The sequence below is a fragment of the Promicromonospora sp. MS192 genome (assembly GCF_049532985.1).
In the GTDB taxonomy this organism is placed as follows: domain Bacteria; phylum Actinomycetota; class Actinomycetes; order Actinomycetales; family Cellulomonadaceae; genus Promicromonospora.
This window is the reverse complement of sequence record NZ_CP186693.1, coordinates 1,194,979-1,220,874: the sequence shown is the minus strand read 5'-3', so window position 1 is coordinate 1,220,874 and position 25,896 is coordinate 1,194,979. Positions and strand designations below refer to the sequence as shown.

Genomic DNA, 25,896 nt, shown 5'->3' with positions numbered 1-25,896 from the left:
GGAGAGTCCCGTGAACCCCATTGCGTCGCAGTCGGTCACCGAACGTCTCGGCGATGTCATCGATCTGCTGCGGCACGTGCGTGCCGACTGGATCGAGGTGCTGACCGTCACGCCCGAGCGGGTGTGCCTGCAGCCCTGGCACCTGGACGACGGCGAGAGCATCGCCCGCGCGCTCGGCCTCGACCACGCCATCGACCAGCGCATGATGGACCCCGGGTACACGCTGTGGACCGGGACCTGGCGGGGCGTCGAGGTGCAGGTCCGCGGCGCGCTGCGCGCCGGCATGCCGGTTCTCTGAGCCGTCTCTGCGCCAGTTCCGGGCCAGTTCCGGGTCAGGCGGCACCACGGGCACGACACGCCGATTCGCCCGTCCGCGAACGTGCACGCGCCCCCGGTCACGCCGAGCGTCCCACGCCCTAGGCTGGGGGGATGACCGACGCGCATCACGAGCAGCCGGAGCAGGCCTCGCCTCGCCAGACCGTGCTCCTGGCTGCCTTCGAAGGGTGGAACGACGCGGGGAGCGCCGCCACGACGGCCCTCACGCACCTGGCCGAGGTGTGGGGCGCCGAGAAGGTGACCGAGCTCGATCCCGAGGAGTTCCACGACTTCCAGGTCAACCGGCCCTACATCTCGCTGGACGACGACGGCAAGCGCTCCATCACCTGGCCGACGACGTCCGTCTCGGTGGCCCAGGTGGGGACACGCAAGGTCGTGCTGGTGCACGGCGTCGAACCGTCGATGCGCTGGCGCAAGTACTGCGAGGAGCTGCTGAAGGTCGCGGAGGAGCTGGACGTCCGCACCGTCATCACGCTCGGCGCGCTGCTGGCCGACGTGCCGCACACGCGCCCTATCCCGATGACCGCGACGTCCGACAGCGTGGGCCTGCAGTCCGTGCTCGACATCGAGGCCAACACCTACCAGGGCCCGACAGGCATCGTGGGCGTGCTGCAGCACGAGGCCGCGGAGCGGGGCCTGCAGTCCGTCAGCCTGTGGGCGGCCGTGCCGCACTACGTGGCCAACCCGCCGTCCCCCAAGGCGACGCTCGCGATCCTGACGCGCGTGGAGGAGATCCTCGGCGAGTCCGTGCCGATGGGCGAGCTGCCCGACGACGCGGCGGCCTGGCAGCACGGTGTGGACGAGCTGGCGTCGGAGGACTCGGAGATCTCCGAGTACGTGGCCCAGCTCGAGGAGGCCAAGGACACCGCGGAGCTGCCGGAGGCGTCGGGCGACGCCATCGCGCGGGAGTTCGAGCGCTACCTGCGCCGGCGCGACATCGGCGGCAAGGACGGCGGCAAGGACCCGGGACCGGAGAAGCTCTGACCCCCTGAGCCCTGGCCGGCCGGGTCAGCCGGCCCGCCGCACCACGATCACGGGCGGCACCCGCAGGCTCTGGCCGACGACGCAGTACCGCTCGGTGAGCGCACCGAGCCGCTGCAGGGCGGCGTCGTCCGCGTCGGTGTCCAGCACCGCCTCCACGGTGATCTCACCGACGCCGACCGGGACCTCCCGGTCGAGACCGAGCGTGCCCCGCGCGTCGAAGGAGCTGGTCGCCGCCAGGGCCGCCGAGCGGATCGGCAGGCCCATGGCCGTGGCCACGCTGCGCAGCGTGACGCCTGCACATGCGAGAACGGCCTCCACCAGCATGTCGCCGCTGCATGCGTCCGACCCGTCGCCGCCCGTCGCGGGGTGCAGACCCGCGCGCACGGGGCCGGACCAGGTCTCGACGGTCGCCGTGATGCCGGGGTCGGCGAACGTCGCCGAGGCGCCCAGCGGCGTGCGCGCCGCCCCCGGATCGGCCCGGTACCGCTCCTTCAGGGGTGCCTGGCGGGCACGCAGCTCGGTGGCGTCCATGACTTCATTGCAACAGCGCCCGGCACCCGGCGCAGGACGGACGAAGGCCTGAGCCCCCGGAGGGCTCAGGCCTTGACTCGTCCTTCGGCGTGGGTCACACGCTGCTCGAGATCGGCTCGATCCGTACTCCTGCGTCCGGACCGTGGTAACCGACCCAGGTCTCCAGACACCGTGCGGCGTCCTCGACGCGGTCGTAGACCGGTGCGAACCCCGGTCCGTTGCGTACGACGCGATACCGCGTGCTGCACCGGGGCGTCGTGGTGACGGTAACCCGGGTCTCACCCGTGAAGTCTTCCTCGTACTCCGTCATGCTCCCCATCCTGCACCGGGTTAAATGCAAACGGAAGCAGGGGTCAAAACTAACCTGGCAAGCGCATGCCGTGGCTCTGGCCTACCTGGCCCGGACGCCCCCGCCGGAGCCTCAGATACGCACTCCGAGCAGGGCGTTCACCATCCGGGAGATGATCCCGGGCGCACCTTCCTCGTCCGCCGAGGTGTCCCGGGCGGGGTCCAGCGCCACCTCGGCCCAGGCGTCGACCGCGGCCAGCGCGGCGGGAGCATCCAGGTCCTCGGCGAGGGCCGCACGGACCGCCACGAGGGTCTCGCCCGCCGACGGGCCGCCGTTGCCCGAGACCGCGTCTCGCCACCGGGCCAGCCGGGCCTCGGCGGCCGGCAGCGAGGTCTCGTCCCACTCCCACTCGGTGCGGTAGTGGTGCGCCAGCAGAGCCAGGCGGACCGCCATCGGGTCGTGGCCGTCCTCGCGCAGACGGGAGACCAGCACGAGGTTGCCGAGCGACTTGCTCATCTTCTCGCCCTGGTAGGCGACCAGCCCCGCGTGCACGTGGGTGCGCGCCGCGGCCGGCTCGCCCTCGGCCTCGGACGTCGGACACAGCAGCCGCAGGTGCGACGTCGACATCTCGTGGTGCGGGAACAGCAGGTCGCAGCCGCCGCCCTGCACGTCGAACCGTTCGCCTCCCGCCAGGCCGAGGCCGTCGCGCGCGATCACGGCGCACTCGATGTGCCAGCCCGGGCGGCCCGTGCCGAGCGGACCGCCGTCCCACGCGGGCTCCCCCGCGCGCTCCCGGCGCCACAGCAGCGGGTCCAGCGCGTCCTTCTTGCCCTCGCGGCCCGGGTCGCCGCCGCGCTCGGCGAACGTGGCCAGGGCCTGCTCGCGGTCGAGGTGGGCGACGGTCCCGAAGCGCGGGTCCGCCGTGAGGTCGGCGTAGACGTCACCCAGCTCCGGCGTCGTGCCACCGGCGCCCGGCTCCAGCGGCACGCGGTAGGCCGCGCCGGACTCCAGCAGGTCGGCCACGGCCCGCGCGACGTCGGGCACCGACTCCACGGCCCCCGTCCAGGTGCGCGGCGGGACGACGCCGAGCGCCGTCATGTCCTCGCGGAACAGCGCGATCTGGGACGCCGCCAGGTCCCGCCAGTCCACGCCGGTCGCCTCGGCACGCTCCAGCAGCGGGTCGTCCACGTCCGTGACGTTCGAGGTGTAGACGACGTCCTTGCCGGCGTCCAGCCATGCCCGCACCAGCAGGTCGAACGCGACGTAGGTGTTGGCGTGCCCGATGTGCGTGGCGTCGTACGGGGTGATGCCGCAGGCGTACAGCCGGGCCTGCGGCCCCGGCGCGGCCTCGACGAGCTCACCCGTGGACGAGTCGTGGACCCGCACCGGTCCGGGGGCGGGGAAGCCGGGAAGCTCGGGGACTTGGGGTGTGGGCCAGGCGTGCACGCGACAACGATAACCGCCGCCTGTGACACCTCCGGACCACGTCAGGGCCTCCCGGGGTGTGGTCTACGCGACCCCGCCCTGCGCGTCGATCGTGCCCGACACCAGGAGCCACACCACGAGGCCCGCGAGCGCGAACCGGTAGAACACGAACGGCTTGTACGAGTAGTTCCCGATGATCTTGAGGAACCCGATGATCACGGCGTACCCGACGCCGAACGCGACGATCGTCGCGATGATCGTGGCACCCCACCCGGGCGCACCGGCGGGCAGCGGCTCGCCCAGGGTCTTGACGAGCTGGTAGAAGCCGGAGCCGAGCACCGCGGGCAGCGCGAGCAGGAAGGAGTAGTCCGCAGCCGCCTTGCGCGTGAAGCCCATGGTCAGGCCGGCGGTGATGGTGCCGCCCGAGCGGGACACCCCGGGTACGAGCGCGAGCGCCTGCGCCAGCCCGAAGCCGATGGCGCTGCGTCCCGTGAGCGAGGTGAGCTCGCGCTCCTGGCGGCCGAAGACGTCGGCCAGGAGCAGCAGCAGACCGAAGAACGCCAGCATGAAGACTGTGATCCACAGGTTGCGGAACGTGTTCTCGATGTAGTCCTCGAACAGCAGACCCAGCACCACGATCGGGATCGAGCCGAGGATGATGTACCAACCCATCGCGGCGTCGTGGTCGGCGACGACGCCCGGCCGGCCGTGCCGCACGTCGACGGAGCCGGGACGCGGGCCCAGGCCCGTGCGGGCGCGCCAGCCCGTGCCGTTGCGGCCGGAGAGCGCCCGGAACCAGGCGGCGAGGATGGCCCCGATCTTCTGGCGGTAGTAGATGATCACGGCCGCCTCGGTACCGATCTGCGTGATCGCCGTGAAGGCCGCGCCGGGGTCGCCCGAGCCGAGCAGCTCACCGACGATCCGCAGGTGCGCCGACGACGAGATCGGGAGGAACTCGGTCAGACCCTGCACCAGGCCCAGAAGGATCGCTTCCCACGCAGTCACGGGCCGTGACACTACCCCACGGCGCGCCTCCGGACGCACCCGCGACGGCCGCGGGTAGCCTTCCATACATGGAACGACGGCGCGTGGGCACCTCCGGCCTACGGGTCTCCGAGCTGGGGCTCGGGACCATGACATGGGGCCGCGACACCGACGAGATCGACGCGGCGGAGCAGGTGCGGGACTTCCTCGACGCCGGCGGCACCCTGCTCGACACCGCAGCCAGCTACGCCGACGGCGACGCGGAGCGGGTCATCGGCACCCTGCTGTCGGGCAAGGTCGCGCGCCGCGAGCTCGTCCTGGCCACCAAGGCGGGCATCCGGTCCGAGGCCCGGCCCGACGGCCCCGGTCGCGTCGTGGACGCCTCCCGCGGCGGCCTGCTCGACAGCCTCGACGAGTCGCTGGCCCGCATGGGCACCGACCACGTGGACCTGTTCCTCGTGGCGTGCCCCGACCCGAACACGTCCCTGGAGGAGACGGCGGGTGCGCTGCGCATCGCCGTCACCAGCGGGCGCGCCCGGTACGTCGGGCTGAGCAACCACCCCGGCTGGGCCACGGCCCGCGCCGCGACGCTGCTGGAGCCCGACGTCGGCCTGGCCGCCGTCGAGCTGGAGTACTCGCTGCTGCAGCGCGGCGCGGAGCGCGACGTGCTGCCCGCCGCCGACGCCCTGGGCGTGGGCCTGCTCGCCTGGTCGCCGCTCGGGCGCGGCGTGCTCACCGGCAAGTACCGGCGCGCCATTCCGGCGGACTCCCGGGCCGCCGGGGCGCTCGCGGGGTTCGTCCAGCCGTACCTGGAGGGTTCGGCGTCCGCCGTCGTCGAGGCCGTGGCGACGGCCGCCGAGGGCCTGGGCCGCACGCCCGGGGAGGTCGCCGTGGCGTGGCTGCTGGAGCGCGACGGCCTCGCGTCGGCGATCCTGGGCGCGCGCACGCCGGCCCAGCTGCGCTCGTCGCTCCAGGCCGCGACCCTGGAGCTGCCGTACGAGGTGCACGCCGCGCTCGACGACGTGTCCGCCCCCGACCTCGGCTACCCGGAGCGCTGGTGACCGTACCCGTGCCGGACCCGGCTCAGCCCTGCCGTGCGGGCTGGGGCTCGTCCTCCTGGGCGCTCTCGTCCGCGTCGTCGAGGTCGTCGTCGAAGTCGAGGTCGTCGAGGTCCTCGTCGTCGTCCTCGTCCTCGTCGTCGTCGACCTCGTCGGCCAGGTAGAAGGGCGTCACCTCGCCGAACACCGTCGCCAGGGACTCCTCGTACACCTCGTAGGCGTCGGCGAGCACGTCGTAGGCGTCGTCGACGGCGGGGTCGTCGTCACTCCGGCGAGTGGCGACCGCGTGATGGTGGGCCTCGAGTGCGGCAATGAGGCGATCGAGCGCGGCACGCGGTTCAACGGTCATGCCTTGAAGGTAGCGCCCCGTGGGCCACAATGGGCAGACGAAATCCGTGGCTGTCATCGCACTGCAACGAAACCGGCATAAACTGACCTCACCCGCGACCCGAGGACGGTGCATCAGATGGCGAGAGAAGGATCCTTGTTGCACAAGCACAGTCAGTACGAGTACCGCGTCGTGACGTTCGAACCGGGCACCACCGTGCCGGACGCCCGCAAGGTGCTCACCGAGGAGGCCGAGTACGGCCGCTGGGAGCTGGCGAGGACTCTTCTCTACATCGGCGGCAGACGCAAGGTCTGGCTGCGCCGCAAGATCATCCGGGTCCGCTCGACCCTCTGACCCTGCGGCGCACCCGCGTCAGCAGGTCGCCAGCAGCCGGTCCAGCACGCGGGTGCCGAACCGCAGCGCGTCGGTCGGCACCCGCTCGTCCACGCCGTGGAACATCCCGGCGAAGTCGAGGTCGCCCTCCAGCCGCAGCGGCGCGAACCCGTAGCCCGTGATGCCCAGCCGGTCCAGCGACTTGTTGTCCGTGCCGCCCGAGAGCGTGTAAGGGAGCACCGTGGCCCCCGGGTCCTCGGCGTCGATGGCCGCCACCATGGCGTCGACCAGGGACCCGCTGAACGGCACCTCCAGGGCCGTGTCCAGGTGGATCGGCTCGATCCGCACCCGGGGCCCGGCGAGCTCGCGCAGCGTCGCCATGCCGGACTCCTCCTGGCCCGGCAGGAGCCGCACGTCCACGGTCGCCTCGGCCCGGCCGGGGATCACGTTGGCCTTGTACCCGGACGCGAGCTGCGTCGGGTTGGACGTGTTGCGCACCGTGGCGCCCACGAACTTCGCCGCCGGCCCGAGCGCCGCGACCAGCTCGTCCACGGAGGCCGGGTCGGACAGGTCGACCCGCAGGCCGGTGAGGTCGCCGACACCGCGCAGCAGCGCGTCCACCGTGGGCGTGATGGTGTACGGCCAGGCGTGCTGCCCGATCCGGGCCACGGCCGCGGCGAGCTCGGCCACCGCGTTGTCCTCGTTGATCTGGGAGCCGTGCCCGGCGCGGCCCTCGGCGATCAGCCGCAGCCAGGCGATGCCCTTCTCCGCCGTCTGGAGCAGGTAGGCGCGCTTGCCGCCCACCTCCACGGAGAAGCCGCCGACCTCCGAGATCGCCTCCGTGGCGCCCTCGAACAGGTCGGGCCGGTGGTCCACGGCCCACCGGGCGCCGTGCACCCCGCCGGCCTCCTCGTCGGCGAAGAACGCCACCACCACGTCGCGGGCGGGCTTGCGGCCCTCACGCGCCATCTGCCGGACGACCGCCAGGATCATGGCGTCCATGTCCTTCATGTCCACGGCACCACGGCCCCAGAGCAGCCCGTCGGTCTCCTCGCCGCCGAACGGGTCCACGCTCCAGTCGTCCTTCGCGGCCGGCACCACGTCCAGGTGCCCGTGCAGCACCAGCGCGGGCCGCGCCCGGTCCTGCCCCTCCAGGCGCACGACGACGGACGCCCGCCCCGGCCGGGACTCGAACAGCTCGGGCTCCAGGCCGACCTCGTGCAGCAGCTCCATGACGTACTCGGCCGCGGCCCGCTCCCCCGGCCCGTCGTCGGTGCCGTAGTTCGAGGTGTCGAACCGGATCAGCTCCTGACAGATCCGGACCACCTCGTCGGCGGCGGTGGGCACGGGCGCGGAAGTCGGCACAGTCTCAGTCACAGGGGCCACGGTAACCGGCCGGGCAACCTGCCGGAATCCCGACCGGCCCGCTGACTCGCTGCACGGCGCGGCGAGTCAGCGGCCCGCTCCGCGAGGTCAGGCCAGTCCGCGCCGCTCCAGCAGCGGCGTGATGTCAGCCGCACGGCCCCGCAAGTCCTCGAACGAGGCCAGCGGGTCCTGCGACCCGCCGCGGGCGAGCAGCTTGCGCCGGAACGCCTCCCCGTTCTCGCGCGTGAGCCCGCCGTTCTCCGCGTACCACTGCACGGTGTCGGCGTCGAGCACCTCGGACCAGATGTACGAGTAGTACCCCGCCGAGTAGCCGCCGCCGAAGATGTGGTTGAAGTACGTGCTGCGGTACCGGGGCGGCACGGAGGCGAAGTCCACGCCCGCGGCCGCGAGCGCCGCCGCCTCGAACGGCAGCACGTCGTCGACCGACGTCGGCACCTGCTCGGGGGTGAGCTGGTGCCACGCCTGGTCGAGCAGCGCGGCGGCGAGGTACTCCGTGGTCGAGAAGCCCTCGCCCCAGACGCGGGAGGCCAGCATGGTGTCCACCCACTGGGCGGGCATGGGCTCGCCGGTGGCGTGGTGCACCGCGAAGGACTTCAGGATCTCCGGCTCCCAGGACCACATCTCGTTGACCTGGGAGGGGTACTCGACGAAGTCGCGCGGCACGGAGGTACCGGACTGCGACGGGTAGCGCACGTCGCTGAGCAGGCCGTGCAGCGCGTGACCGAACTCGTGGAAGAGGGTGGTCACCTCGTCCCACACCAGCAGCGTGGGCTCGCCGGCCGGCGGCTTGACGATGTTGAGGTTGTTGACCACGACGGGCTTCTCGTCCAGCAGGGCGCTCTGCACCACGAGGCTGTCCATCCAGGCGCCGCCACGCTTCGACTCGCGGGTGTAGAAGTCGCCGAGGAACAGGCCCAGCCCGGTGTTCGGCTCCCCCGGTTCGACGCTGTCGAACACCTCGAAGACGCGGACGTCCGGGTGGTAGCCCGGCAGGTCGGGGCGCTCGACGAAGGAGAGGCCGAACAGCAGGCCGGCGGCCGTGAAGACGCCGTCGTGCAGCACGCGCTCGAGCTCGAGGTAGGGGCGCAGGGCGGCGTCGTCCAGGTCGAAGCGCTCTTTGCGCACGGCCTCGTTGAGGTAGGACCAGTCGGCGGCGGCCACGCCGTCGGCCGAGCCGCCGACCTTCGCGAGCTCCGCGGCCTCACGCCGGGCGTTGGCGACGGCGGCGGGCGCGAGGCGCCCGAGCATCTCGTTGACCGCGGCGGTGGTGCCGGCCGTGGCGTCGTCGGCGATGTACGCGGCGTGGTGCTCGTAGCCGAGCAGCTGCGCGCGGCGGGCGCGCAGCAGCGCGAGCTCCAGGAGCACCTCGCGGGTGTCGTTCTCGCCGCCGGTGGCACCGCGCGCCATGGAGGCGCTCTGCACGCGCTCGCGCGTGGCCGCGACCTCGAGCGAGGCGAGCACGTTCTGGTGCGTGAAGAGCTGCATCTCCAGGAGCCAGCCGTCCTGGCCGCGCGCCTCGGCGGCGGCGCGCGCGCCGGCCTTGGCGTCGGCGGAGAGCCCGGCGAGGTCGGCCTCGTCGGTCACGAGCACGCTCGCCTCGTTGGCGCCGGCCAGGAGCTTGCGCCCGAAGCTCGCCTCCAGCGTCGTGATCCGCGCGTTGAGATCGCGCAGCGTGTCCTGGTCGGCCTCGGACAGCTCGATGCCGGAGCGCTTGAACTGGGTCATCAGCTTCTCGAGCAGGTACGCGGTGTCGGGCTCGAGCTCCAGGTCGCCGGCCGCGGCGGCGTCGGCCAGGGCCTTGGCCCGCGCATGGAGGCGGGCGTCCATGGTGATCGCGTCCTGGTGGGCGGCGAACAGCGGCGCGAGCCGCTCCTGGATGTCCTCCAGGCCGGGCGTGGAGTCGGACGGGAGCTGGTTGAAGTACGCACGAGCGGCCCGCCCCAGGAGCTGGCCGGACCGCTCCAGCGCCTCCAGCGTGTTCTCGACGGTGGCGGGCTCGGGGTTGGTGGCGATCGCCTCGACCTCGGCGCGCTGGGCCGCCATGCCGGCCAGGATCGCCGGCTCGTAGTGCTCCTCGCGGATCGCGGAGAAGTCGGGCAGCCCGTACGGGAGGGTGGACGGCGCGGCGAACGGGTTGGCCGGGTCCAGCTCCGTGGGCGTGGTGGTCTCATGCGTCGAGGTCATGGGGAACATCCTCACCCATCGGCGGGGCCGTGGGCGCACGCTTTCCGGGCGGGCGGGAGCGGTTAGGGTCGGGGCGTGGATCCTCTGCAGCTCGTCGGCACCTGGGACTTCCGGCGGGAGATCCGGCACGCGGACGGCGCGGAGTACACCGCCGACGGCGAGGCCCGGTTCTCGCTCCAGGACGACGGCCGGGTGTGCTGGGCCGAGCACGGCACGCTGCGCTGGGCGGCAGGCAGCACGCCGGTGACGCGGACGCTGTTCATCGTGCGTGACCGGCGCGGGCAGGCGCCGTCGGGCAGGTCGGACGACGACGCGCCGTCCGGGGACCCGGCCGGCGACCACGACCCGCCGTGGCGCGTGACCTTCGAGGACGGCCGCGACTTCCACCCGTGGACCGCGGGCGCCGTCGAGCACCTGTGCGGGCAGGACCTGTACCAGGGCGGGATCGAGGTGCCGGCGCGGACGGCGTCGTCGTGGGAGCTGCGCTGGCACGTGACCGGGCCGGAGAAGGACTACCTGATGCACACCTGGTACATGGCGCGCCCCTGAGGGACCTCTGTCCCGCGGCTCGCCGAGGTCGGCAGCATTGCCAACCGGGTCGGCAGTCTGCCTCGAGGTCGGCACAGGCCTGTGCCGACCTCGAGGCAGACTGCCGACTTCGCGATGCACGCTGCCGACCCCGCGATACCGGGGGCCGAAGCCGCCCGGTCAGGTCCTCACGGCAGCACGTTCGGGTTGTCCGCGTGGGTCAGGGTCTCCCACGCGACGAACAGGTTGTTGGTGCCCGCCGGGCGGGTGGACTCCGTCAGGGCCTGGGTGTTGCTCATCGCGAAGCCCTGCCGGTTGTGCAGGGCGTTGAACCCGACCTCGGTGACCGGGCCGAGGCCGAGGTGCAGCGAGCCGCCGCAGAGCCAGGACGGCACCGCCGTGCCCCGCTGGTAGGTCGAGTGGAACCCGAGCGCGTGCCGCAGCCGCTCCCCCACCTGCGGGTACAGGTCGTCGCCCTGGATCGCGGCGGTCTCGGCCACGTGCGAGATGGCCGAGATGCCGTAGCCGGTGTGCGTGAAGTCGCGGCAGGTCTCCTGCGCCAGGCCGTTGACCAGCGTCCGCTGGCCGTGCCAGTAGGAGAAGATCTCCTCGGGCGTGTCCCGGCCGGAGCCCGGCACGGTGCGCGGCACCGACCCGTCCGAGGTCAGGTAGATGAACGCGGGCACCCGCACCAGGAACCGCTGCCGGGCCGAGGCGTAGGCGTTCCGGTCGTCGAGGAAGACCGCGATGCCGACGGCCGCCTCCATCATCGACAGCTCCCAGTTGCCGTTGCTGTTCGACCCGTTGATCACCTCGGGCAGGTAGACGTCGCGCAGCATCGTCTCGAACCGGTCGACGTCGGCCGCCGCCCAGCCCGCGCCCGTGTACCGGATGATCTCCGCGGCCCGCGGCCACACCGACCCGGCCCACGCCGTCTGCAGCGGGGCGTTGGAGTTGGTGTGGTCCCGGATGACCGGCGACCACGCGTTCATGATCGAGATCGCCTTGTTCGCGTACCGCGTGTCCCTCGTGATCGACCAGGCCAGGGCGTGCGTGTACGCCGCGATGGCGTCCTCGCGCTCGTCGGTGCACCCGTAGTTCGGGTTGGAGTACGACCCGCACTCGACCACGGCCCGCGGGTGCGGGGTGTACGACAGCGACGCGTACCGGCTGCCCATCATCGCGTCGTACGCGCTGCGCCAGGGCTGCGCCCCGGCCTGCACCTGCTGCCGGACGAACGCGAGCTGCGGCGCGCTGACGTGCACGCCGGGGTGGGTGAACGTGGTCGGCACGTCGGCGGCCACGGCACCGGACCCGGCGTCCGGCACCACGTCCGGCACCACGCCCGGGAGTGCGGGCGCCTGCTGCCCGACGGCGGCGCGCGGCCCGGGCGTGGCGGCCGCGGTCCCTGCGGTCGCCGCGGGCAGCACCAGGCCCACGGCGACCGCGAGCGTGACCAGGACGGATGCCTTCCTGCTGCGGATCCTCATCAGAAGCCTCCCGTGATGCGCGTGAACTCGAACCCGGGCTGATCGCGGTTGACCGACCAGAAGGCCAGTCGCGTGAGGCCGTTGTTCCGCGCGTAGTCCCGGATCTGCGTCCACGCGGCGGTGGTGGTGATCTCGCCCTGGTCGGAGCTCCCGTTCATGCCGGAGATGCCCATGTGCGCGTACGCCTGTGCGTCCGTCCAGCCGCGGGCCGCCTTGAGCTGGTTCTTGAGCCCCTCGGACGCGTTGATCGTGTCCTGCGCGATGTTCGAGGACCCGAAGTTGAACGGCATGATCGTGTAGTTGTCGATCGGGACGCCGAGCTGCGCGGCCCGGTTGATCAGCCGGGTGCCCGCACCCTCGGGGCCGCTGCGGCCCGTGCCGATCGTCACGGCGATCTTCACGTTCGGGTTGTTCTGCTTGACGATGGTCAGGCCCTGGAGGATGCGGTCCTGCACGACCGTGTTCTCGAACTCGTCCGAGTTCTCGATGTCGAAGTCCACGACGTGCGGCTGGTGCGCGTCGATGACCCGCTGCACGGCTCCGGCGTAGGCGGCCGGCGTCGAGCAGTTGGGGCCGAGCTTGTTGCCGGACCAGCCGCCGAACGAGATCTGCACCTGGCCGCCCGCGGCCTTGATCGCGTTGATGGTCTGCTGGTCGACGCCGCCGGTGAGCGGGCGGCTGCCGTCCCACGCCGGGTTGCAGCCTCCGGAGGACAGGATGAACGCCATGGTGAAGGCCCGCACGCCCGTCTGGCTCATGACCGACGTCGCGCTCGGCGGGTTGCCCCAGCCCAGGTACAGGTAGGGCGCGCCCGGCATCTTCGCCGGGTTCGGCTGGGGGTTCCCGCCGTCCGTCGGGAGGGCCCAGCGCTGGTTGTCACCGGCGAAGCAGTCCCAGATCTGCAGCGGCGTGCCGTCGGCCGAGCTGGGCCCGGTGGCGTCGAGGCACTTGCCCAGGGCCCGCAGGGTGCCGTCGGCACCGGCGGTCCACCGCTGGGCGGCCGTGCCGTTGCAGTCCCAGATCTGCACGCGGGTGCCGTTCGCCGTACCGGCGTCGGCCACGTCGAGGCACTTGCCGAGCGCACGGACCGTGCCGTCGGAGCGCACGTCCCAGGTCTGGGCGCTCGTGCCGTTGCAGCCGTAGAGCTGTACCTGCGTGCCGTTGGCGGGGTTCGCCGCCGCGACGTCGACGCACTTGCCGCCGTACCCGGTGATCGCGCCGGTCGCGGCCTGCGCGACGGGCACCGGGCCGCCCAGCGCGAGCGCCGCGGCGAGCACCAGGGAGAGCGTCGCGAGGCCACCGAGGACACGGCGCCGTAGACGTGCTTGCATGGTCGTCCTCCTCTTCAACTTTCAAGGCTGTAAGTGAAGAGAACGTACGACTTCTTTGATGCCCGCAACATTGGGGCTTCCCCGTACAGGCACCACACAGGTTCACGCACCCGGACATGCCGGGGCCGCCGGCGGGCGGTACCCGACAGCGGCCCAGGAGCGCCGGAGGCCTAGAACCCGGCGGTGATCCGGGTGAACGCGAGGTCCTCCTGCGCGATGCCGCTGCAGCTGGAGGTGACGCCGCCACCCTCGCAGCCACGGTCCCGGTTGACCGCCCAGTACGCGAACCGGGTCAGACCCTGCGCGCTCGCCCAGTCGCGGATCTCGGTCCACTGCGCCGGCGTGGTGGTCTCTCCGACGTCGGACACGCCGTTCATCCCTGAGATGCCCGAGTGGGCGTACGCCTCGGCGTCGGACCAGCCGTGCGCGGCCTTGAGCTGGTCGCGCAGGCCCTGCGCCGCGCTGATCGTGTCGGCGACCATGTCGGTGCCGCCGAAGTCGAACGTCATGATCGTGTAGTTGTCGATCGGCGTGCCGAGCTCGGCGGCACGCGTGATGAGGCGCGCCCCGGCTCCCGCCGGCCCGGTCGTCGACGTCGGGATCGTCACGACGACCTGCACGTCGGGGTTGTCCCGCTTGACGATGGCGATGCCCTGCAGGATGCGGTCCTGGACCGCGTAGTCCTCCAGCTCGTCCGTGTTCTCGATGTCGAAGTCCACGACGTCGGGACCGTGCGCGTCGATGACCTGCTGCACCGCGCCCGCGAACGCTTCCGGGCTCGAGCAGTTCGGCCCCAGCTTGTTGCCCGACCAGCCGCCGAACGAGATCTGCACCTGACCGCCCGCGCCCTTGACGGCGTCGATGGTCTGCTGGTCGACGCCACCCGTCAGCGGCCGCTGCCCGTCCCACGCGGGAGTGCAGCCACCGGACGACAGCATGAAGGCCATCGTGAACGCCGACACGCCGGTCTCGCTCATCACCGCCGTCGCGCTCTGCGGGTCACCCCAGCCGAGGTACAGGTACGGCGCGCCGGGCATCTTGGCCACCTCGGCCTGGGGCTCGACCCGGGGCCCGCTGACCTCCATGGCGGCGGCGCCCGCCATGCCACCGGCGGCGAGGACCGCCGCGGTCAGCGCGCTGAGTACGCCGAGGCGCCTCGGGTTCGTCTTCATCGTCATCTCCCGGAGGTTCGGTCACTAAGTAAGGAGACCGTACAACCCGGGTGAAATATGGCACATCAGGGTTATCCCGTACCCGGCGCGCTACCTCCGCACCTGCGTCAGGTTGCCCTCCGCGTCCAGCCGGATCTCCGCGTCCAGGTCCAGCCGGTCCAGGAAGGCCCTGTCGTGGCTCACCACCAGCAGCGCGCCACGGTACGCCGCGAGCGCGGCCACCAGCTGGTCCGTGCTGGCGATGTCGAGGTTGTTCGTCGGCTCGTCCAGCACCAGGAGCTGCGCCGGCGGGTCCGCGAGCAGCAGCCTCGCCAGCGCCACCCGGAACCGCTCCCCGCCCGACAGCGTCGCCACCGGCCGGTCCACCGCGGCGCCCCGCACCAGGAACCGGGCCAACCGGTTGCGCAGCTCGCCCGGCGGCACGTGCGGCGCACCCGCGCGAACGGCGTCCAGCACCGACGCCGCCTCCGGCAGCACGTCCACCCGCTGCGGCAGGTAGGCCACCCGCTCGGTCACGACCTCTCCGGACGCGGCCGCCCCGCCCCACCCGTCCCGTGGAGTGCCGGGGGTGGACAGGAGGCGTTCCAGGAGCGTCGTCTTGCCCACGCCGTTCGGGCCCGTCAGGGCCACCCGCTCCGGACCCTGGATCACCACCTCCCGGCCGTCCGCGCCGCGCAGCACGGCCAGCCGCCGCCCCGCGGGGACGCCCGGGTCCGGCAGGTCCACCGAGATCCGGTCGTCGTCCCGCACCGCGCGCTCGGCCGCGTCCACGGCGGCCCGCGCCGCATCGACCTTGTCGTCCAGCATCCCGCGACGCGAACCGGCCGCCTTCTCCGCGCTGTTGCGCCGGTCGTTGATGACCGCCTTGACGTACTTGCTGTTCGCGGCGTCCTTACGGCCCTTGCGCTCGCTGTGCGCGATCCGCTCCTCCGCCTCGATCCGCTGGCGCTTCTCCCGGCGCAACGTCTGCTCGGCCGACCGCAGCGCCTGCTCGGCCGCCTCCTGCTGCACCTCCAGCCACGCCCGGTACTCCGAGTACGGGCCGCCGAACGTGGTCAGCGTCCCCGCGCGCAGCTCGGCCGTGTCGTCCATCAGCTCCAGCAGCGCCAGGTCGTGCGAGACGACGACGAGCGCGCCCCGCCAGCCGCGCACCAGCTCGTACAGGCGCTCGCGCGCGTCGCCGTCCAGGTTGTTGGTCGGCTCGTCGAGCAGCGCGACGGTGCCGCCGCCGCTCGACTGGCGCAGCCGCACCCCGGTGATCGCGGTCAGCATCGCCTCGCCGCCGGACAGGGTGCCGACCGACCGGTCCAGGCCGGTCGGCAGCCCGGTGGCGGCGAGCAGCGCCACCGCACGCTCCTCGACGTCCCAGTCGTCGCCGACGGTGTCGAAGTGCGCCTCGTCGACGTCGCCCGACTCGATCGCGCGCAGCGCGCGCACGACGGGCGTGATGCCGAGGAGGTCGGCGACGGTGGTGTGCGTGTCGAGCGTGATGCGCTGCGGCAGGTAGTCGGCGGCGCCGCTCAGGACGACCCGGCCCGAGGTGGGCGTCAGGAGGCCGGCGACCAGGCGCAGCAGCGTGGACTTGCCGGCACCGTTCAGGCCGGTCAGGCCGGTGCGACCACGGCCGAAGGCGCCCGAGACGTGATCGAGCGCGACGGCGCCGTCAGGCCAGGCGAAAGTGACGTCGTGCAGCACGACGGAAGGGGTGGACAACATCGAAGGACTCCCGGGTGGTGGCTGTGAGCCGACGCCGGGTACCGCAGGTGGTGCAGCAGGGCAGGCGTCAGCGCGAGGTGGTCTCGTACCGGGAGATGCCTGTCATCACAGTCCTTCGGATCGCTCCCTCACACACGCGGCACACCCGCAGGAGCGTGCACAGCCTGCCACGACGCACGCGGGCGTGCAACGTGATCCGCGCCGCCCGGGCGCCCTCACGGTTCTGCGGCCGTGAGATACCGCTGCACGGTGGGGGCCAGCCACGCGACGATCTCGTCGCGTGTCAGGTCCACGGCAGGCTCGAACCGCAGCACGTACCGCACCAGCGCCATCCCGAGCACCTGCGAGGCGACCAGGGCGGCGCGCCGGTCGGCGTCGGCCGCGGAGTGACCGAACGCCCGGGCTGCGGGCACGAGCTGGGTCCGGAAGACGTCGCGCAGGCGGTCCGAGCCGGCGGCGTTCGTGACGCCCACCCGGAGCAGGGTGCGCAGCACGCTGTCCCGCTCCCAGAGGTCGAGGAAGTGCGTCACCAGCACCACGCCGACGGCGTCCGGGCCGATGCCGTCCGGGTCCGGGAAGTCGAGCTCGACGTCGATCACCGCGGCGAACAGGCCCTCCTTGGAGCCGTAGTAGCGCATCACCATCGAGGGATCGATCCCGGCGTCGTGCGCGATCGCGCGCACCGTCGCACGCTCGTACCCGTCAGAGGCGAAGCGTTCCCGCGCCGCCTCGAGGATCGCGGCGCGCGTGGCGTCGGAGCGACGGCGGGGAGTCTCGGGCCCAGTCATGCCAACAACTGTATGCCAACACCTGTTGACCTTCGCCATCCGGACTCGCTACCTTTGTCAACAAGCGTTGGCCAACAGGTGTTGGCAACGAGTGGAGGAGGACACCATGGACACGGACGTCATCGTCGTCGGAGCCGGGCCGACCGGCCTCCTGCTCGCCGGAGACCTCGCCACCGCGGGGGCCCGCGTCACCGTGCTGGAGAAGCGCCCGGCGGGCCTGAGCAACCTCACCCGGGCGTTCGCCGTCCACGCCCGCAGCCTGGAGGTGCTCGACGCGCGCGGACTGGCCGACGAGCTGCTTCCGCAGGGCACCCCGGTGCGGAGCCTGCGGCTCTTCCAGCGCCTCACTCTCGACCTGGGTGATCTGCCCTCGCGGTTCGGGTACGTGCTCATCGCGCCCCAGTACGAGGTGGAGCGGCTGCTGCGGCGACGGGCCGAGGCCGCGGGCGCCGTCTTCCGGCACGACACCGCGGTGACCGGCCTGACCCAGGACGACGACGGCGTCACCGTCACGGCCGCCGACGGGTCGACGGTGCGCGGCGCGTACCTGGTGGGCACCGACGGGTCCCGGTCCACGGTGCGGGAGGCCGTCGGCATCCCGTTCCCCGGGCACGCCGTCATCCGCTCGATGGTCCTGGCGGACGTCCGGCTCGCCCGCCGGCCCGACGACGTCCTCACCGTCGCGGCGGAGAACGACTCCCTGGGCTTCCTCGCCCCCTTCGGCGACGGCTGGTACCGGTTCATCGGCTGGCACGGCAACCGCGACGTCGGCGAGGACGTGCCGGTGGACCTCGACGAGGTCCGTGCCGTCGCCCGCGCCACCCTGCACGACGACTACGGCATGACCGAGGCGCGCTTCCTGTCGCGGTTCCACGCCGACGAGCGGCAGGCGCCCACCTACCGCGCCGGCCGCGTGCTCCTCGCCGGGGACGCCGCGCACGTGCACAGCCCGGCGGGCGGCCTCGGCATGAACACGGGCCTGCAGGACGCCGCGAACCTCGGCTGGAAGCTCGCCGCGGCGCTCCGGCTGCCCGCCGGCGCGCGCGACGCCCTCCTCGGCTCGTACGAGGCCGAACGGCACCCCGTCGGCCGGCAGGTGCTGCGTGTCAGCGGCGGCATCCTGCGGATCGCCACCATCCCGGGTCCCGTGGCCGCGGCCGCACGGCGTGCCGTCGTCGGGGCGGTGTCGCACGTGGCCCCCGTCCGCCGCCGGGCGGCGCTGACCGTCTCGGCGCTGGGCGTCGCCTACCGCCGCCCGCGCGGCGCACACCCGCTGGTCGGGAGCCGGGCCCGGGACCTGCCGCTGGAGGGCGGCACGCGCCTCGCCGAGGTGCTGCGGGCCGGGCGGTTCGTGCTCGTGGCCCCGGCGGGGGCGCCCGCCGCGGACCTGCCCGCCGCACTCGGCGAGGTCGACCGCGCCGAACGCGTCGAGGCCCGCCGGACCGACGGCGGGGCGACCACGCTGCTGGTCCGCCCGGACGGCTACGTCGCCGACGCCGACTGACGCCGGCGCGGGAGCCCTCGACCGCGCGGGACCCGGCTCAGACCTGGGTCACCGAGAGGGCCGCCCCAAGAACGCCGAGGACCAGGAAGGCGACCCACACCAGCACCGCGACGCCGATCAGGGCCACGTTGATCCAGCCGAGGACGAGTCCCGCCGTGGCCGAGCCAGGGTTGTTCGCCAGGCCCTCCTGCACCGCCTTCCGGCTGGCGTTCCCGGTGACGATGGCGACGACGCCGAGGACGAACGGGCAGACGACCCAGCTCAGGATGCCGGTCACGAGGGACCACACGCCGAGGTCGTTCTTCGGCGGGGCGGGCGCGTAGACGTACTGCGGCGGAGCACCGTAGCGCGGGGCGGGCCCTGCGGAGTGAACGGCTGGAGCTGACCGGAGGGGTACTGCGGCTGCTGGCCCGACGGGTACTGCGGCTGGGGGCCGGGGCCGTACGGGGACCGGGGTTCCTGCCCGTACGCCGACGGCGTGACCTGGCCGTACGACGACGGCGGGGCCGGAGGGTACGGCGGCTGCGGAGCAGAGCCGTACAACGGTGCGGTACCCGAGGGGTCCTGGGGCTGCGGGCCGGGCGGGAACCCCGGCTGCGGTGGACCGGGCGGGCTCTGCGGCTCGTCCGGCGAGGATGCGTCGTGGTGGGTCATCGGGTGCCTTCCGTGCTCGACCGCGCCGGACGGCGCGAGGGGGGTGCAGCGACAGATCAGCCCGCCGTGCACCGAGGGTTCGACACTTCGGGTTCACGGCGGGCTGATCGGTGAGACAGGACTAGCTGTTCTCGAGCTCCTCCAGGAGCGCGTCCAGCTCGGGGTCCGACGTCGGCACGTCGCCGTACTCCTGCTCGTAGCCGCTCTCGAAACCGTCCTCGAAGCCGTCCTGGAACGACGGGTCGTTGATGGCGAAGATCGCGATCACGATGAGGAAGCCGACGTAGATCGTGGTCCACGCGATGCCGACCCAGCCCGTGATGATGCCGGCGAGGCCCATGCCGCCGTTGTCGGCCTGCCCCTCGCGCTGGGCGGCCCGGCTCTTGTGCCCCACGATGATGGCCGCGATACCGGTCAGGATGCCGCAGCCCAGCACGGCCAGGATGCCCAGCACGAGGGACCACACGCCGAGGCTGTTCTTGGGCAGCGGGGCGGCACCGTAGGCGTAGGGCTGCCCGCCCTGCGCGTAGACCGGAGCCTGCGGCGCCTGCTGGTACGGCGCCTGCTCGTAGGGTGCCTGCTGGTACGGCGTCTGCTGGTACGGCGCCGGCTCCCCCGGGACGGCGCCGGGCAGCTGACCGCCCGGTTCGGGCTGCTGCGGCTGCTGCGGCGGGTCGTAGGGCGACTGTCCGCCGTCAGGCTGGGTCATCGTGCTACCTCTCTGCTTGCTCATCGCTGGTCGCGGCCGGGACGACCGGCGCGGAGGGCCCTAACCTACAGGCCGGACGCCCCGCACGGCAGCAGAAACGCATGGGGAGGCCTCCCCACGTCGGCGCAGGTGGGAGGCTCAGTAGTCGCGGTACCGGGGCATGTCGTTCACGTCGTTCCACTCGCCGAGCCCACCGGCCAGGAGCCCGGCCGCCAGCGCGACGATGAAGAAGGCGGCCACGAGGACGAAGAGCGCCACGTTGATCCACCCGAGGATCAGCCCGGCCGTGCCCATGCCGCGGTTGTTGGCCAGCCCCTCGTCGGCGGCCCGGCGGCTCATGGTTCCGGTGATGATCGCGGCGATGCCGAGCAGCAGCGGGCACATCACGTAGCTGAGGATGCCGGTGACCAACGCCCAGACGCCCAGGTCGTTCTTGGGCGGGGCGGGCGCGTACCCGTACTGCGGGGCCGGTGCACCACCGTAGGGTCCCTGCGCACCGGACTGCTCGGAGGGCGTGCCTGCGGTCCGCTGCTCGGAGTATGCGGGCTGCTCGGAGCCGCTCGCCTCGGCCGGCGGCTCGTACCCGCTCGCGGGGGCGGACTGGCCGTACGGCGCGCCGGGGCCTTGGCCGGCAGGACCCGCAGACCCTGGCTCCGTGGCGCCCGGCGGCACCTGCTCGGCGCCCGAGGCCGGTTCGGGCAGCGGCTGCGTGGGCGGCGTCTCCGGGTCCCGCTGAGGATCGCGTGGTGCGCCGCCGTCGTTCTCGGTCATGGAACCGCCCTCCAGGTGTGGATCCCGGGCACCGGGACCGGCGCCCCTTGAGATCCACCTAACCAGTGTTGGCGCAGGCCCGCGCGGGAAGGAGGGCTCAGACGGGCTGCCAGGTCTCCACCCGGTGCGCCACCACGAAGCCGAGCCGCTCGTAGACGCGGCGCGCCGCGAGGTTGTCGGCGTAGAGCCCGAGCGTGACCAGCCCGTGCCCGGCCACGCCGTCCGCTGTCATGCGGGCCGTCAGCGCTCCGGCGTACCCGCGACCGCGGAACGCCGGGAGCGTCCCGATCGAGCCCAGGTGGACCGCGCCGCCCGGGACCGGGGTCGCGGACCCGGCCGCGACCAGCGCGCCCGTGCGGTACCCCTCGCCCGCCGACCGCATCCGCACCCCGTACCAGCGGGCGCGGCGCGCATGGCGGCCTCGCACACCGTGCCGTGTGCTCGGGTTGGCCTCGGCGAGCACCGCCTCGATCTCGTCGGCGTCGCGATCCAGGTCGAGCGGGACGACGGCGGCCGCACCCAGGTCGGGCACCACGGGCGCCGTCTCGGTGACCATGCGGTCCCAGGTCGTGGCCGGGCGCAGGCCCCACGCCGACAGGGTCGGGGCAGCCAGCACCCCGGCACCGCGGGTGACCGTCGCGCCCCGCACCACGTCCTGCGGCGTCACGGTCGCCAGCAGGTCCGCCACCCGGCGCGGCTCCCCCACGGCGGCGACGACCCGGCCGGGTCGTTCACCCGTCGGGTCGCCGAGCTCGACGACGCCGGCCGCACCGGCGTCGTCGGGCCCGGTGCTGTCCGTCCAGGAACGGACCACCTGGAGGAAGTCGGTCCGGACGGTATGGAAGACGTGGTCGAGCCCGTGTCCGCCCAGCCGCGTCACGCCGTGGGGGCGGGTGCCGGAACGGCCTCCGGGACGAAGTCCACGCCGGCTTCCTTGCGCTGCTCCGGCGTGATCGGCGCCGGGGCCGCAGTGAGGGGGTCGAACCCGCCGCCCGACTTCGGGAACGCGATGACGTCGCGGATCGAGGGCGACTTGGTCAGCAGCGCGACGATGCGGTCCCAGCCGAAGGCGATGCCGCCGTGCGGCGGGGCACCGAACGCGAAGGCGTCGAGCAGGAAGCCGAACTTCTCCTGCGCCTCCTCGTGCCCGATGCCCATCACCTCGAAGACGCGCTCCTGCACGTCGCGGCGGTGGATACGGATCGAGCCGCCGCCGATCTCGTTGCCGTTGCACACGATGTCGTAGGCGTAGGCGAGGGCCTCGCCCGGCTCCTTCTCGAACGTGTCGATCCACTCCGGCGTGGGCGACGTGAAGGCGTGGTGCACGGCGGTCCAGGCGGACGAGCCGAGGTCGACGTCGTCGTCCTCGCCGGCCGGCTTGAACAGCGGCGCGTCCACGACCCACACGAACGACCACTCGCCCGCGGCCTCCGCGGCCTCGATCACGCCGGTGCGGTGCGCGATCTCCAGGCGGGCGGCACCGAGCAGCGCCCGGGCCTCCCCCGTCTTGCCGGCGGCGAAGAACACGGCGTCACCGGGGGCCGCGCCGGTCGCGGCCGCGAGGCCGGCGCGCTCCTCGTCGGACAGGTTCTTGGCGACGGGACCACCCAGCTCGCCGTCCTCCGAGAAGGTGACGTAGGCGAGGCCACGCGCCCCGCGCTGCTTGGCCCACTCCTGCCAGGCGTCGAACTGCCGGCGCGGCTGCGACGCGCCGCCCTGCATGACGACGGCGCCCACGTACTCCGCCTGGAACACGCGGAACGGCGTGTCCTTGAAGTAGTCGGTGAGCTCGACGATCGGGTTGCCGAAGCGCAGGTCCGGCTTGTCGGTGCCGTACAGGCGCATGGCCTCGTGGAACGTCATGCGCGGGATCGGCGTGGTGATCTTGTGGCCGATCAGGTCCCAGAGCGCCGTGAGGATCTTCTCGGCCAGGGCGATCACGTCGTCCTGGTCGACGAAGCTCATCTCGACGTCGAGCTGCGTGAACTCCGGCTGCCGGTCCGCACGGAAGTCCTCGTCGCGGTAGCAGCGGGCGATCTGGTAGTAGCGCTCCATGCCGCTGACCATCAGGAGCTGCTTGAAGAGCTGCGGCGACTGCGGCAGGGCGTACCAGGAGCCGGGCGCGAGACGCGCGGGCACCAGGAAGTCGCGGGCACCCTCCGGGGTGGACCGGGTCAGCGTCGGCGTCTCGATCTCGACGAACTCGTGCTCGTCGAGCACGCGGCGCGCGGCCTGGTTCGCCTTGGCCCGCAGACGCAGCGCGTGGGCGGGGGCGGGACGACGCAGGTCGAGGTAGCGGTGCTTGAGGCGCGCCTCCTCACCGATCACCTCGGTGTCGGCCAGCGCGGTGGACACCTGGAAGGGCAGCGGGGCCGACTCGTTGAGCGTGACGACCTCGGTCGCCACCACCTCGATCTCGCCGGTGGCGAGGTTGGGGTTGGCGTTGCCCTCAGGGCGACGGCCCACCTCGCCGGTCACCTGCAGCACGAACTCGGCGCGCAGCGGGTGGGCGATCTCCTCGTCGCGGATGACGACCTGGGCGATGCCGGACGCGTCACGCAGGTCGATGAACGCCACTCCCCCGTGATCACGGCGGCGATCGACCCAGCCCGTGAGGGTGACGGTCTGGCCGATGTGCTCGGCCCGCAATGAGCCGGCCGTGTGGGTGCGGAGCACGGGGAGGTTCCTTTCGTACGGAAGGTGGGTCCGGCCACGTGGCGCCCTGGACGGGCCGCACGCCGGGGCACGGGCGCCTGACGGCGCTCCGCGAGTCTAGTCGTTGAGACCTGCGCGCGGGCTCCGCCCTGTGGACGACGGTCGTTGGCGGTGCACGCGCCCGGACGTCTGCGTGAACCGGCGCCCGGACCGGTGTCGCGGGTGAACTTTTTCGTGGCGTTGCTGCTGCGGCGTCAGTATTCTCCCAGGTCGGGACAGGGACAGGGACGTCGGGAGCCGTAGGAGGTCGCGATGGTGGATCTGCGGGTTGATCTGGATGCGGTGCGTGAGTTGGGGTCGAGCTTGTCGGTGGTGGCGGGTGAGTTCGAGAACGCGAATGCGAACAGTGATCGGATTGCGGGTGCGGTGGGTCATGAGGGGTTGGCGGGGGTGGTGCGGGATTTCGCGCACAAGTGGGATGACACGCGGGGCAAGATGACGGAGAACTTGCGCCGGTTGGCGGAGGCTTCGACGCAGGTGGCGCAGGCGTTCACGGATATCGATAGGGATCTGGCCAGGGCGATGGAGGGCGATGAGGCTGCTCCTTCGTCGGGTGGTGGCCCGGGTGGTGCGCTGTGAGGCCGGCGGATTGGTCGCCGGTGGGGTTGGATGTGGATCCCACGCCGGGTGATCCGGTGTTGGTGCTTGCTGGTGGGCAGGAGTATCTGGAGGTTGCTCGGTCGATCGATGATGCGGCGGGGGCGATGTCGCGTCTGGATGTGGCCGGGACGGTCTCGCAGGCGGTGGATTCTCTGATGGGTGCCAAGGAGGACACCATTGGTGAGATCCGTCGGGCGCATGCGCGGTATGTCGCGGCGGGGGACGCTCTGGTGGGGTATGCCTCGGCGTTGGAGCGGGTGCAGGGGGAGACGCTGGCGGCGTTGGACCGGGCCCGGGACGCCCAGGATCAGGCTGCCTCGGCGTCGGGGTCGCAGGACCGGTGGCAGGAGCTGGCTGATTCGGCGAAGGACGAGACCGAGAAGCAGGAGTATCAGTCGAAGGCGGATCAGGCCGGCAATGATGCCGACCAGGCTGCGGGGGTCATCTCGGGTGCGAAGAGCACGATCGAGTCGGCGGTGTCGGATCGGGATCGTGCGGCGAACGCGGCGGTGGACCGGATCGAGGAGATCACCTCCAGCGATGATCTCAATGATGGGTGGTGGGATGACTGGGGTTCGAAGCTGGTCGCGGCGATTGCTGATATCGCGGACATGATCTCCACGATCGCGGGGATTCTGGCGATCGTGGTGGCGTTCATCCCGGTGGTGGGTCAGGCGTTGGCGGGGGTGTTGATCGTGATCGCCGCGGTCGCGGCCATTGTCAGTGCGGTGGCGAACATCACGTTGGCTGCCACGGGTGAGCGGTCGTGGGCGGAGGCGGGGATCGCGATCGCGGGCGCCGCGCTGTCTCTGATCGGTCTGGGTGGTGCCGCGAAGGCTGCGATGGGGTTGTCCAAGAGCATCGCCAAGGGGGCGTTCAAGGGCGGCTTCAAACAAGGCATGAAGGACGCCTGGTGCAAGTTCCGGTTCGGCGCCTGCTTCACCGCGGGCACGATGATCCGCACCGCCGACGGCGAGAAGCCGATCGAGGACATCCAGGTCGAGGACAAGGTCTGGGCGCGGAACGTCACGACGGGCCAGGACGAGCTCCGGATCGTCACCGAGACCTACGTCCGGCGTACGACGGCGCTCCATCACCTCACGGTCGCCGGCGCACTTCTGACCACGACCGCCGAGCACCCGTTCATGGTCCACGAGCGCGGCTGGACCGCCGCCGCCGATCTTCGTCCCGGTGACCTGCTGGTCACCGCCAACGGTCCGGTACCCGTCGACGGGATCCGGATCGAGGCACGCGCGGAGACCGTCTACAACTTCAGCGTCGCGACCGACCACACCTACTATGTGCTCGCCGACGACGTCGCCGTGCTGGTGCACAACTCAGGTGGCTACAGCGAGCCGGTCCAGAACATCCTGGACGCGCTGTCGCACGGGGTGAACAGCGCGAACCCGATCGGAGACGGCACGGCACTCGCGGCAGCGAACAACGAGGTGCTGACCGGCCAGCTGACGAACGGAGTCGACCACGTCGCCAGCACCACGCAGTACCGCAACCGGCTGGTCAAGATGCGTGACGGCGTACCGATCGGCAAGACCAGACGAACGGCCCAGGTGATCCCGCTCACCGAGGTCGACCGGCCCGCCGTCGACGGGATGATCTCCGCGATCGACGACGCCCATGCGGGGCAGTACAAGGGAAAACTGAGCGCCTACGGAATTGGTGGTTGCAAGTGACGCGGTCCGACGAGGCCTTTGCCGTCGAGCTTGCCGAGACCTTCCCCTCTCTCGGCAAGAACATCGACTTCTACTACGACGACCCGGAGACGTTCCTGGCGCACGTGTACTTCGGCGTGGATGTCACCCCGAAGGTCGTGCAGGCCTATGTCGCCGACGTCACGGGCGAGCGGACGGCCGACCAGCTCGACTGGCGTGCCGTGCTTGCCTTCCTTGAGGAGAAGCTGCACGCGGGGGACCCAGAGGTCCGCACCGTGATCGGTACCTCGTTCCTCTTCCAGCTCCCGACACCCGGCCAGGCCGGCTACGCCATCGTCGACGAGCTCCACGGTGAGCTGGCCGCGCTGTTCAAGGCTGCCCGGCCCAATGGCTGACCACCCGCACCGTAC

The 25,896-nt window shown here is 72.2% G+C and carries 25 protein-coding genes; 9 read left to right on the top strand and 16 right to left on the bottom strand.

Features of this window, described 5'->3' with window-relative positions; all coding sequences use genetic code 11:
* Positions 1-10 precede the first annotated feature (10 nt).
* Together ACO229_RS05470 and ACO229_RS05465 are read left to right on the top strand one after the other, a co-directional pair.
* Positions 11-298, top strand: a complete 288-nt coding sequence (locus ACO229_RS05470) for a hypothetical protein (protein ID WP_397417255.1) — start codon at positions 11-13, stop codon at positions 296-298.
* 131 nt (positions 299-429) lie between these two features.
* A complete protein-coding gene (locus ACO229_RS05465; RefSeq protein ID WP_397417253.1) occupies positions 430-1,320 on the top strand; it encodes a PAC2 family protein in 891 nt (296 codons plus the stop codon).
* A gap of 24 nt (positions 1,321-1,344) precedes the next feature.
* Here ACO229_RS05465 and ACO229_RS05460 read toward each other — a convergent pair whose 3' ends face one another.
* The 3 genes from ACO229_RS05460 to ACO229_RS05450 all read right to left on the bottom strand — a co-directional run bounded on the left by ACO229_RS05460 (position 1,345) and on the right by ACO229_RS05450 (position 4,570).
* Positions 1,345-1,851, bottom strand: a complete 507-nt coding sequence (locus ACO229_RS05460; RefSeq protein ID WP_423464060.1) for an OsmC family protein — start codon at positions 1,849-1,851, stop codon at positions 1,345-1,347.
* Positions 1,852-2,272: 421 nt separating this feature from the next.
* On the bottom strand, positions 2,273-3,586 hold the full coding sequence (mshC, locus tag ACO229_RS05455; RefSeq protein ID WP_423464059.1) for a cysteine--1-D-myo-inosityl 2-amino-2-deoxy-alpha-D-glucopyranoside ligase: 1,314 nt from the start codon (positions 3,584-3,586) through the stop codon (positions 2,273-2,275).
* Between the two features lie 63 nt (positions 3,587-3,649).
* A complete protein-coding gene (locus ACO229_RS05450) occupies positions 3,650-4,570 on the bottom strand; it encodes an undecaprenyl-diphosphate phosphatase (protein WP_423464058.1) in 921 nt (306 codons plus the stop codon).
* A gap of 68 nt (positions 4,571-4,638) precedes the next feature.
* Here ACO229_RS05450 and ACO229_RS05445 point away from each other — a divergent pair, with 68 nt between their 5' ends.
* A complete protein-coding gene (locus tag ACO229_RS05445; RefSeq protein ID WP_397430387.1) occupies positions 4,639-5,610 on the top strand; it encodes an aldo/keto reductase in 972 nt (323 codons plus the stop codon).
* A 22-nt stretch (positions 5,611-5,632) separates the two neighbouring features.
* On the opposite strand, the gene ACO229_RS05440 is transcribed toward ACO229_RS05445, so the two are convergent.
* Positions 5,633-5,956 carry a primosomal protein gene (locus ACO229_RS05440; protein ID WP_397417245.1) on the bottom strand — a complete coding sequence of 108 codons (324 nt, stop codon included), beginning with the start codon at positions 5,954-5,956 and terminating at the stop codon, positions 5,633-5,635.
* A gap of 117 nt (positions 5,957-6,073) precedes the next feature.
* On the opposite strand from ACO229_RS05440, the gene ACO229_RS05435 reads away from it, so the two are divergent.
* Positions 6,074-6,289, top strand: coding sequence for a DUF5703 family protein (locus ACO229_RS05435; protein ID WP_397417243.1), 216 nt, complete (start codon positions 6,074-6,076; stop codon positions 6,287-6,289).
* Positions 6,290-6,307: 18 nt separating this feature from the next.
* On the opposite strand, the gene ACO229_RS05430 is transcribed toward ACO229_RS05435, so the two are convergent.
* Both ACO229_RS05430 and ACO229_RS05425 read right to left on the bottom strand, forming a co-directional pair.
* Positions 6,308-7,645 (bottom strand): M20/M25/M40 family metallo-hydrolase, encoded by a 1,338-nt coding sequence (locus ACO229_RS05430; protein WP_397417241.1) that lies wholly within the window; start codon positions 7,643-7,645, stop codon positions 6,308-6,310.
* 96 nt (positions 7,646-7,741) lie between these two features.
* Complete coding sequence (locus tag ACO229_RS05425) at positions 7,742-9,838, bottom strand: M3 family metallopeptidase (protein ID WP_423464057.1); 2,097 nt, start codon at positions 9,836-9,838, stop codon at positions 7,742-7,744.
* Between the two features lie 75 nt (positions 9,839-9,913).
* Here ACO229_RS05425 and ACO229_RS05420 point away from each other — a divergent pair, with 75 nt between their 5' ends.
* Entirely contained in the window at positions 9,914-10,387 is a 474-nt protein-coding gene (locus ACO229_RS05420; protein WP_423464056.1) for a DUF6314 family protein, read from the top strand.
* A 167-nt stretch (positions 10,388-10,554) separates the two neighbouring features.
* Here ACO229_RS05420 and ACO229_RS05415 read toward each other — a convergent pair whose 3' ends face one another.
* From ACO229_RS05415 to ACO229_RS05395, 5 genes are all read right to left on the bottom strand, one after another.
* Positions 10,555-11,856: an alginate lyase family protein gene (locus ACO229_RS05415; protein ID WP_423464055.1), complete on the bottom strand. Its 1,302-nt coding sequence runs from the start codon at positions 11,854-11,856 to the stop codon at positions 10,555-10,557.
* Positions 11,856-13,187, bottom strand: coding sequence for a ricin-type beta-trefoil lectin domain protein (locus ACO229_RS05410; RefSeq protein WP_423464054.1), 1,332 nt, complete (start codon positions 13,185-13,187; stop codon positions 11,856-11,858). Before ACO229_RS05410 ends, ACO229_RS05415 begins: the two co-directional genes overlap by 1 nt.
* A gap of 170 nt (positions 13,188-13,357) precedes the next feature.
* Positions 13,358-14,365, bottom strand: coding sequence for a chitinase (locus ACO229_RS05405; protein ID WP_423464053.1), 1,008 nt, complete (start codon positions 14,363-14,365; stop codon positions 13,358-13,360).
* Positions 14,366-14,449: 84 nt separating this feature from the next.
* The gene (locus tag ACO229_RS05400; protein WP_423464052.1) at positions 14,450-16,075 is read right to left on the bottom strand and encodes an ABC-F family ATP-binding cassette domain-containing protein; all 1,626 of its coding nucleotides are present in this window, start codon (positions 16,073-16,075) and stop codon (positions 14,450-14,452) included.
* Positions 16,076-16,290: 215 nt separating this feature from the next.
* Positions 16,291-16,863, bottom strand: a complete 573-nt coding sequence (locus tag ACO229_RS05395; protein ID WP_423464051.1) for a TetR family transcriptional regulator — start codon at positions 16,861-16,863, stop codon at positions 16,291-16,293.
* A gap of 106 nt (positions 16,864-16,969) precedes the next feature.
* Between ACO229_RS05395 and ACO229_RS05390 the strand changes: the two genes are divergently transcribed.
* Positions 16,970-18,367 (top strand): FAD-dependent monooxygenase, encoded by a 1,398-nt coding sequence (locus ACO229_RS05390; RefSeq protein ID WP_423464050.1) that lies wholly within the window; start codon positions 16,970-16,972, stop codon positions 18,365-18,367.
* A gap of 37 nt (positions 18,368-18,404) precedes the next feature.
* Here ACO229_RS05390 and ACO229_RS05385 read toward each other — a convergent pair whose 3' ends face one another.
* The 5 genes from ACO229_RS05385 to aspS all read right to left on the bottom strand — a co-directional run bounded on the left by ACO229_RS05385 (position 18,405) and on the right by aspS (position 23,177).
* On the bottom strand, positions 18,405-18,656 hold the full coding sequence (locus ACO229_RS05385; RefSeq protein ID WP_423464049.1) for a DUF4190 domain-containing protein: 252 nt from the start codon (positions 18,654-18,656) through the stop codon (positions 18,405-18,407).
* A gap of 486 nt (positions 18,657-19,142) precedes the next feature.
* A complete protein-coding gene (locus tag ACO229_RS05380; RefSeq protein ID WP_423464048.1) occupies positions 19,143-19,730 on the bottom strand; it encodes a DUF4190 domain-containing protein in 588 nt (195 codons plus the stop codon).
* Between the two features lie 138 nt (positions 19,731-19,868).
* Complete coding sequence (locus ACO229_RS05375) at positions 19,869-20,501, bottom strand: DUF4190 domain-containing protein (RefSeq protein ID WP_423464047.1); 633 nt, start codon at positions 20,499-20,501, stop codon at positions 19,869-19,871.
* Positions 20,502-20,598: 97 nt separating this feature from the next.
* Positions 20,599-21,381, bottom strand: a complete 783-nt coding sequence (locus ACO229_RS05370) for a GNAT family N-acetyltransferase (protein WP_423464046.1) — start codon at positions 21,379-21,381, stop codon at positions 20,599-20,601.
* Positions 21,378-23,177: an aspartate--tRNA ligase gene (aspS, locus tag ACO229_RS05365; RefSeq protein ID WP_397419401.1), complete on the bottom strand. Its 1,800-nt coding sequence runs from the start codon at positions 23,175-23,177 to the stop codon at positions 21,378-21,380. Before aspS ends, ACO229_RS05370 begins: the two co-directional genes overlap by 4 nt.
* 291 nt (positions 23,178-23,468) lie before the next feature.
* On the opposite strand from aspS, the gene ACO229_RS05360 reads away from it, so the two are divergent.
* The 3 genes from ACO229_RS05360 to ACO229_RS05350 are packed head-to-tail and all read left to right on the top strand — an operon-like array spanning position 23,469 to position 25,881.
* Complete coding sequence (locus ACO229_RS05360) at positions 23,469-23,795, top strand: hypothetical protein (RefSeq protein ID WP_423464044.1); 327 nt, start codon at positions 23,469-23,471, stop codon at positions 23,793-23,795.
* Positions 23,796-23,827: 32 nt separating this feature from the next.
* Positions 23,828-25,507, top strand: coding sequence for a polymorphic toxin-type HINT domain-containing protein (locus tag ACO229_RS05355; protein ID WP_423464043.1), 1,680 nt, complete (start codon positions 23,828-23,830; stop codon positions 25,505-25,507).
* On the top strand, positions 25,504-25,881 hold the full coding sequence (locus ACO229_RS05350; protein WP_423464042.1) for a hypothetical protein: 378 nt from the start codon (positions 25,504-25,506) through the stop codon (positions 25,879-25,881). Before ACO229_RS05355 ends, ACO229_RS05350 begins: the two co-directional genes overlap by 4 nt.
* Positions 25,882-25,896: the final 15 nt, after the last annotated feature.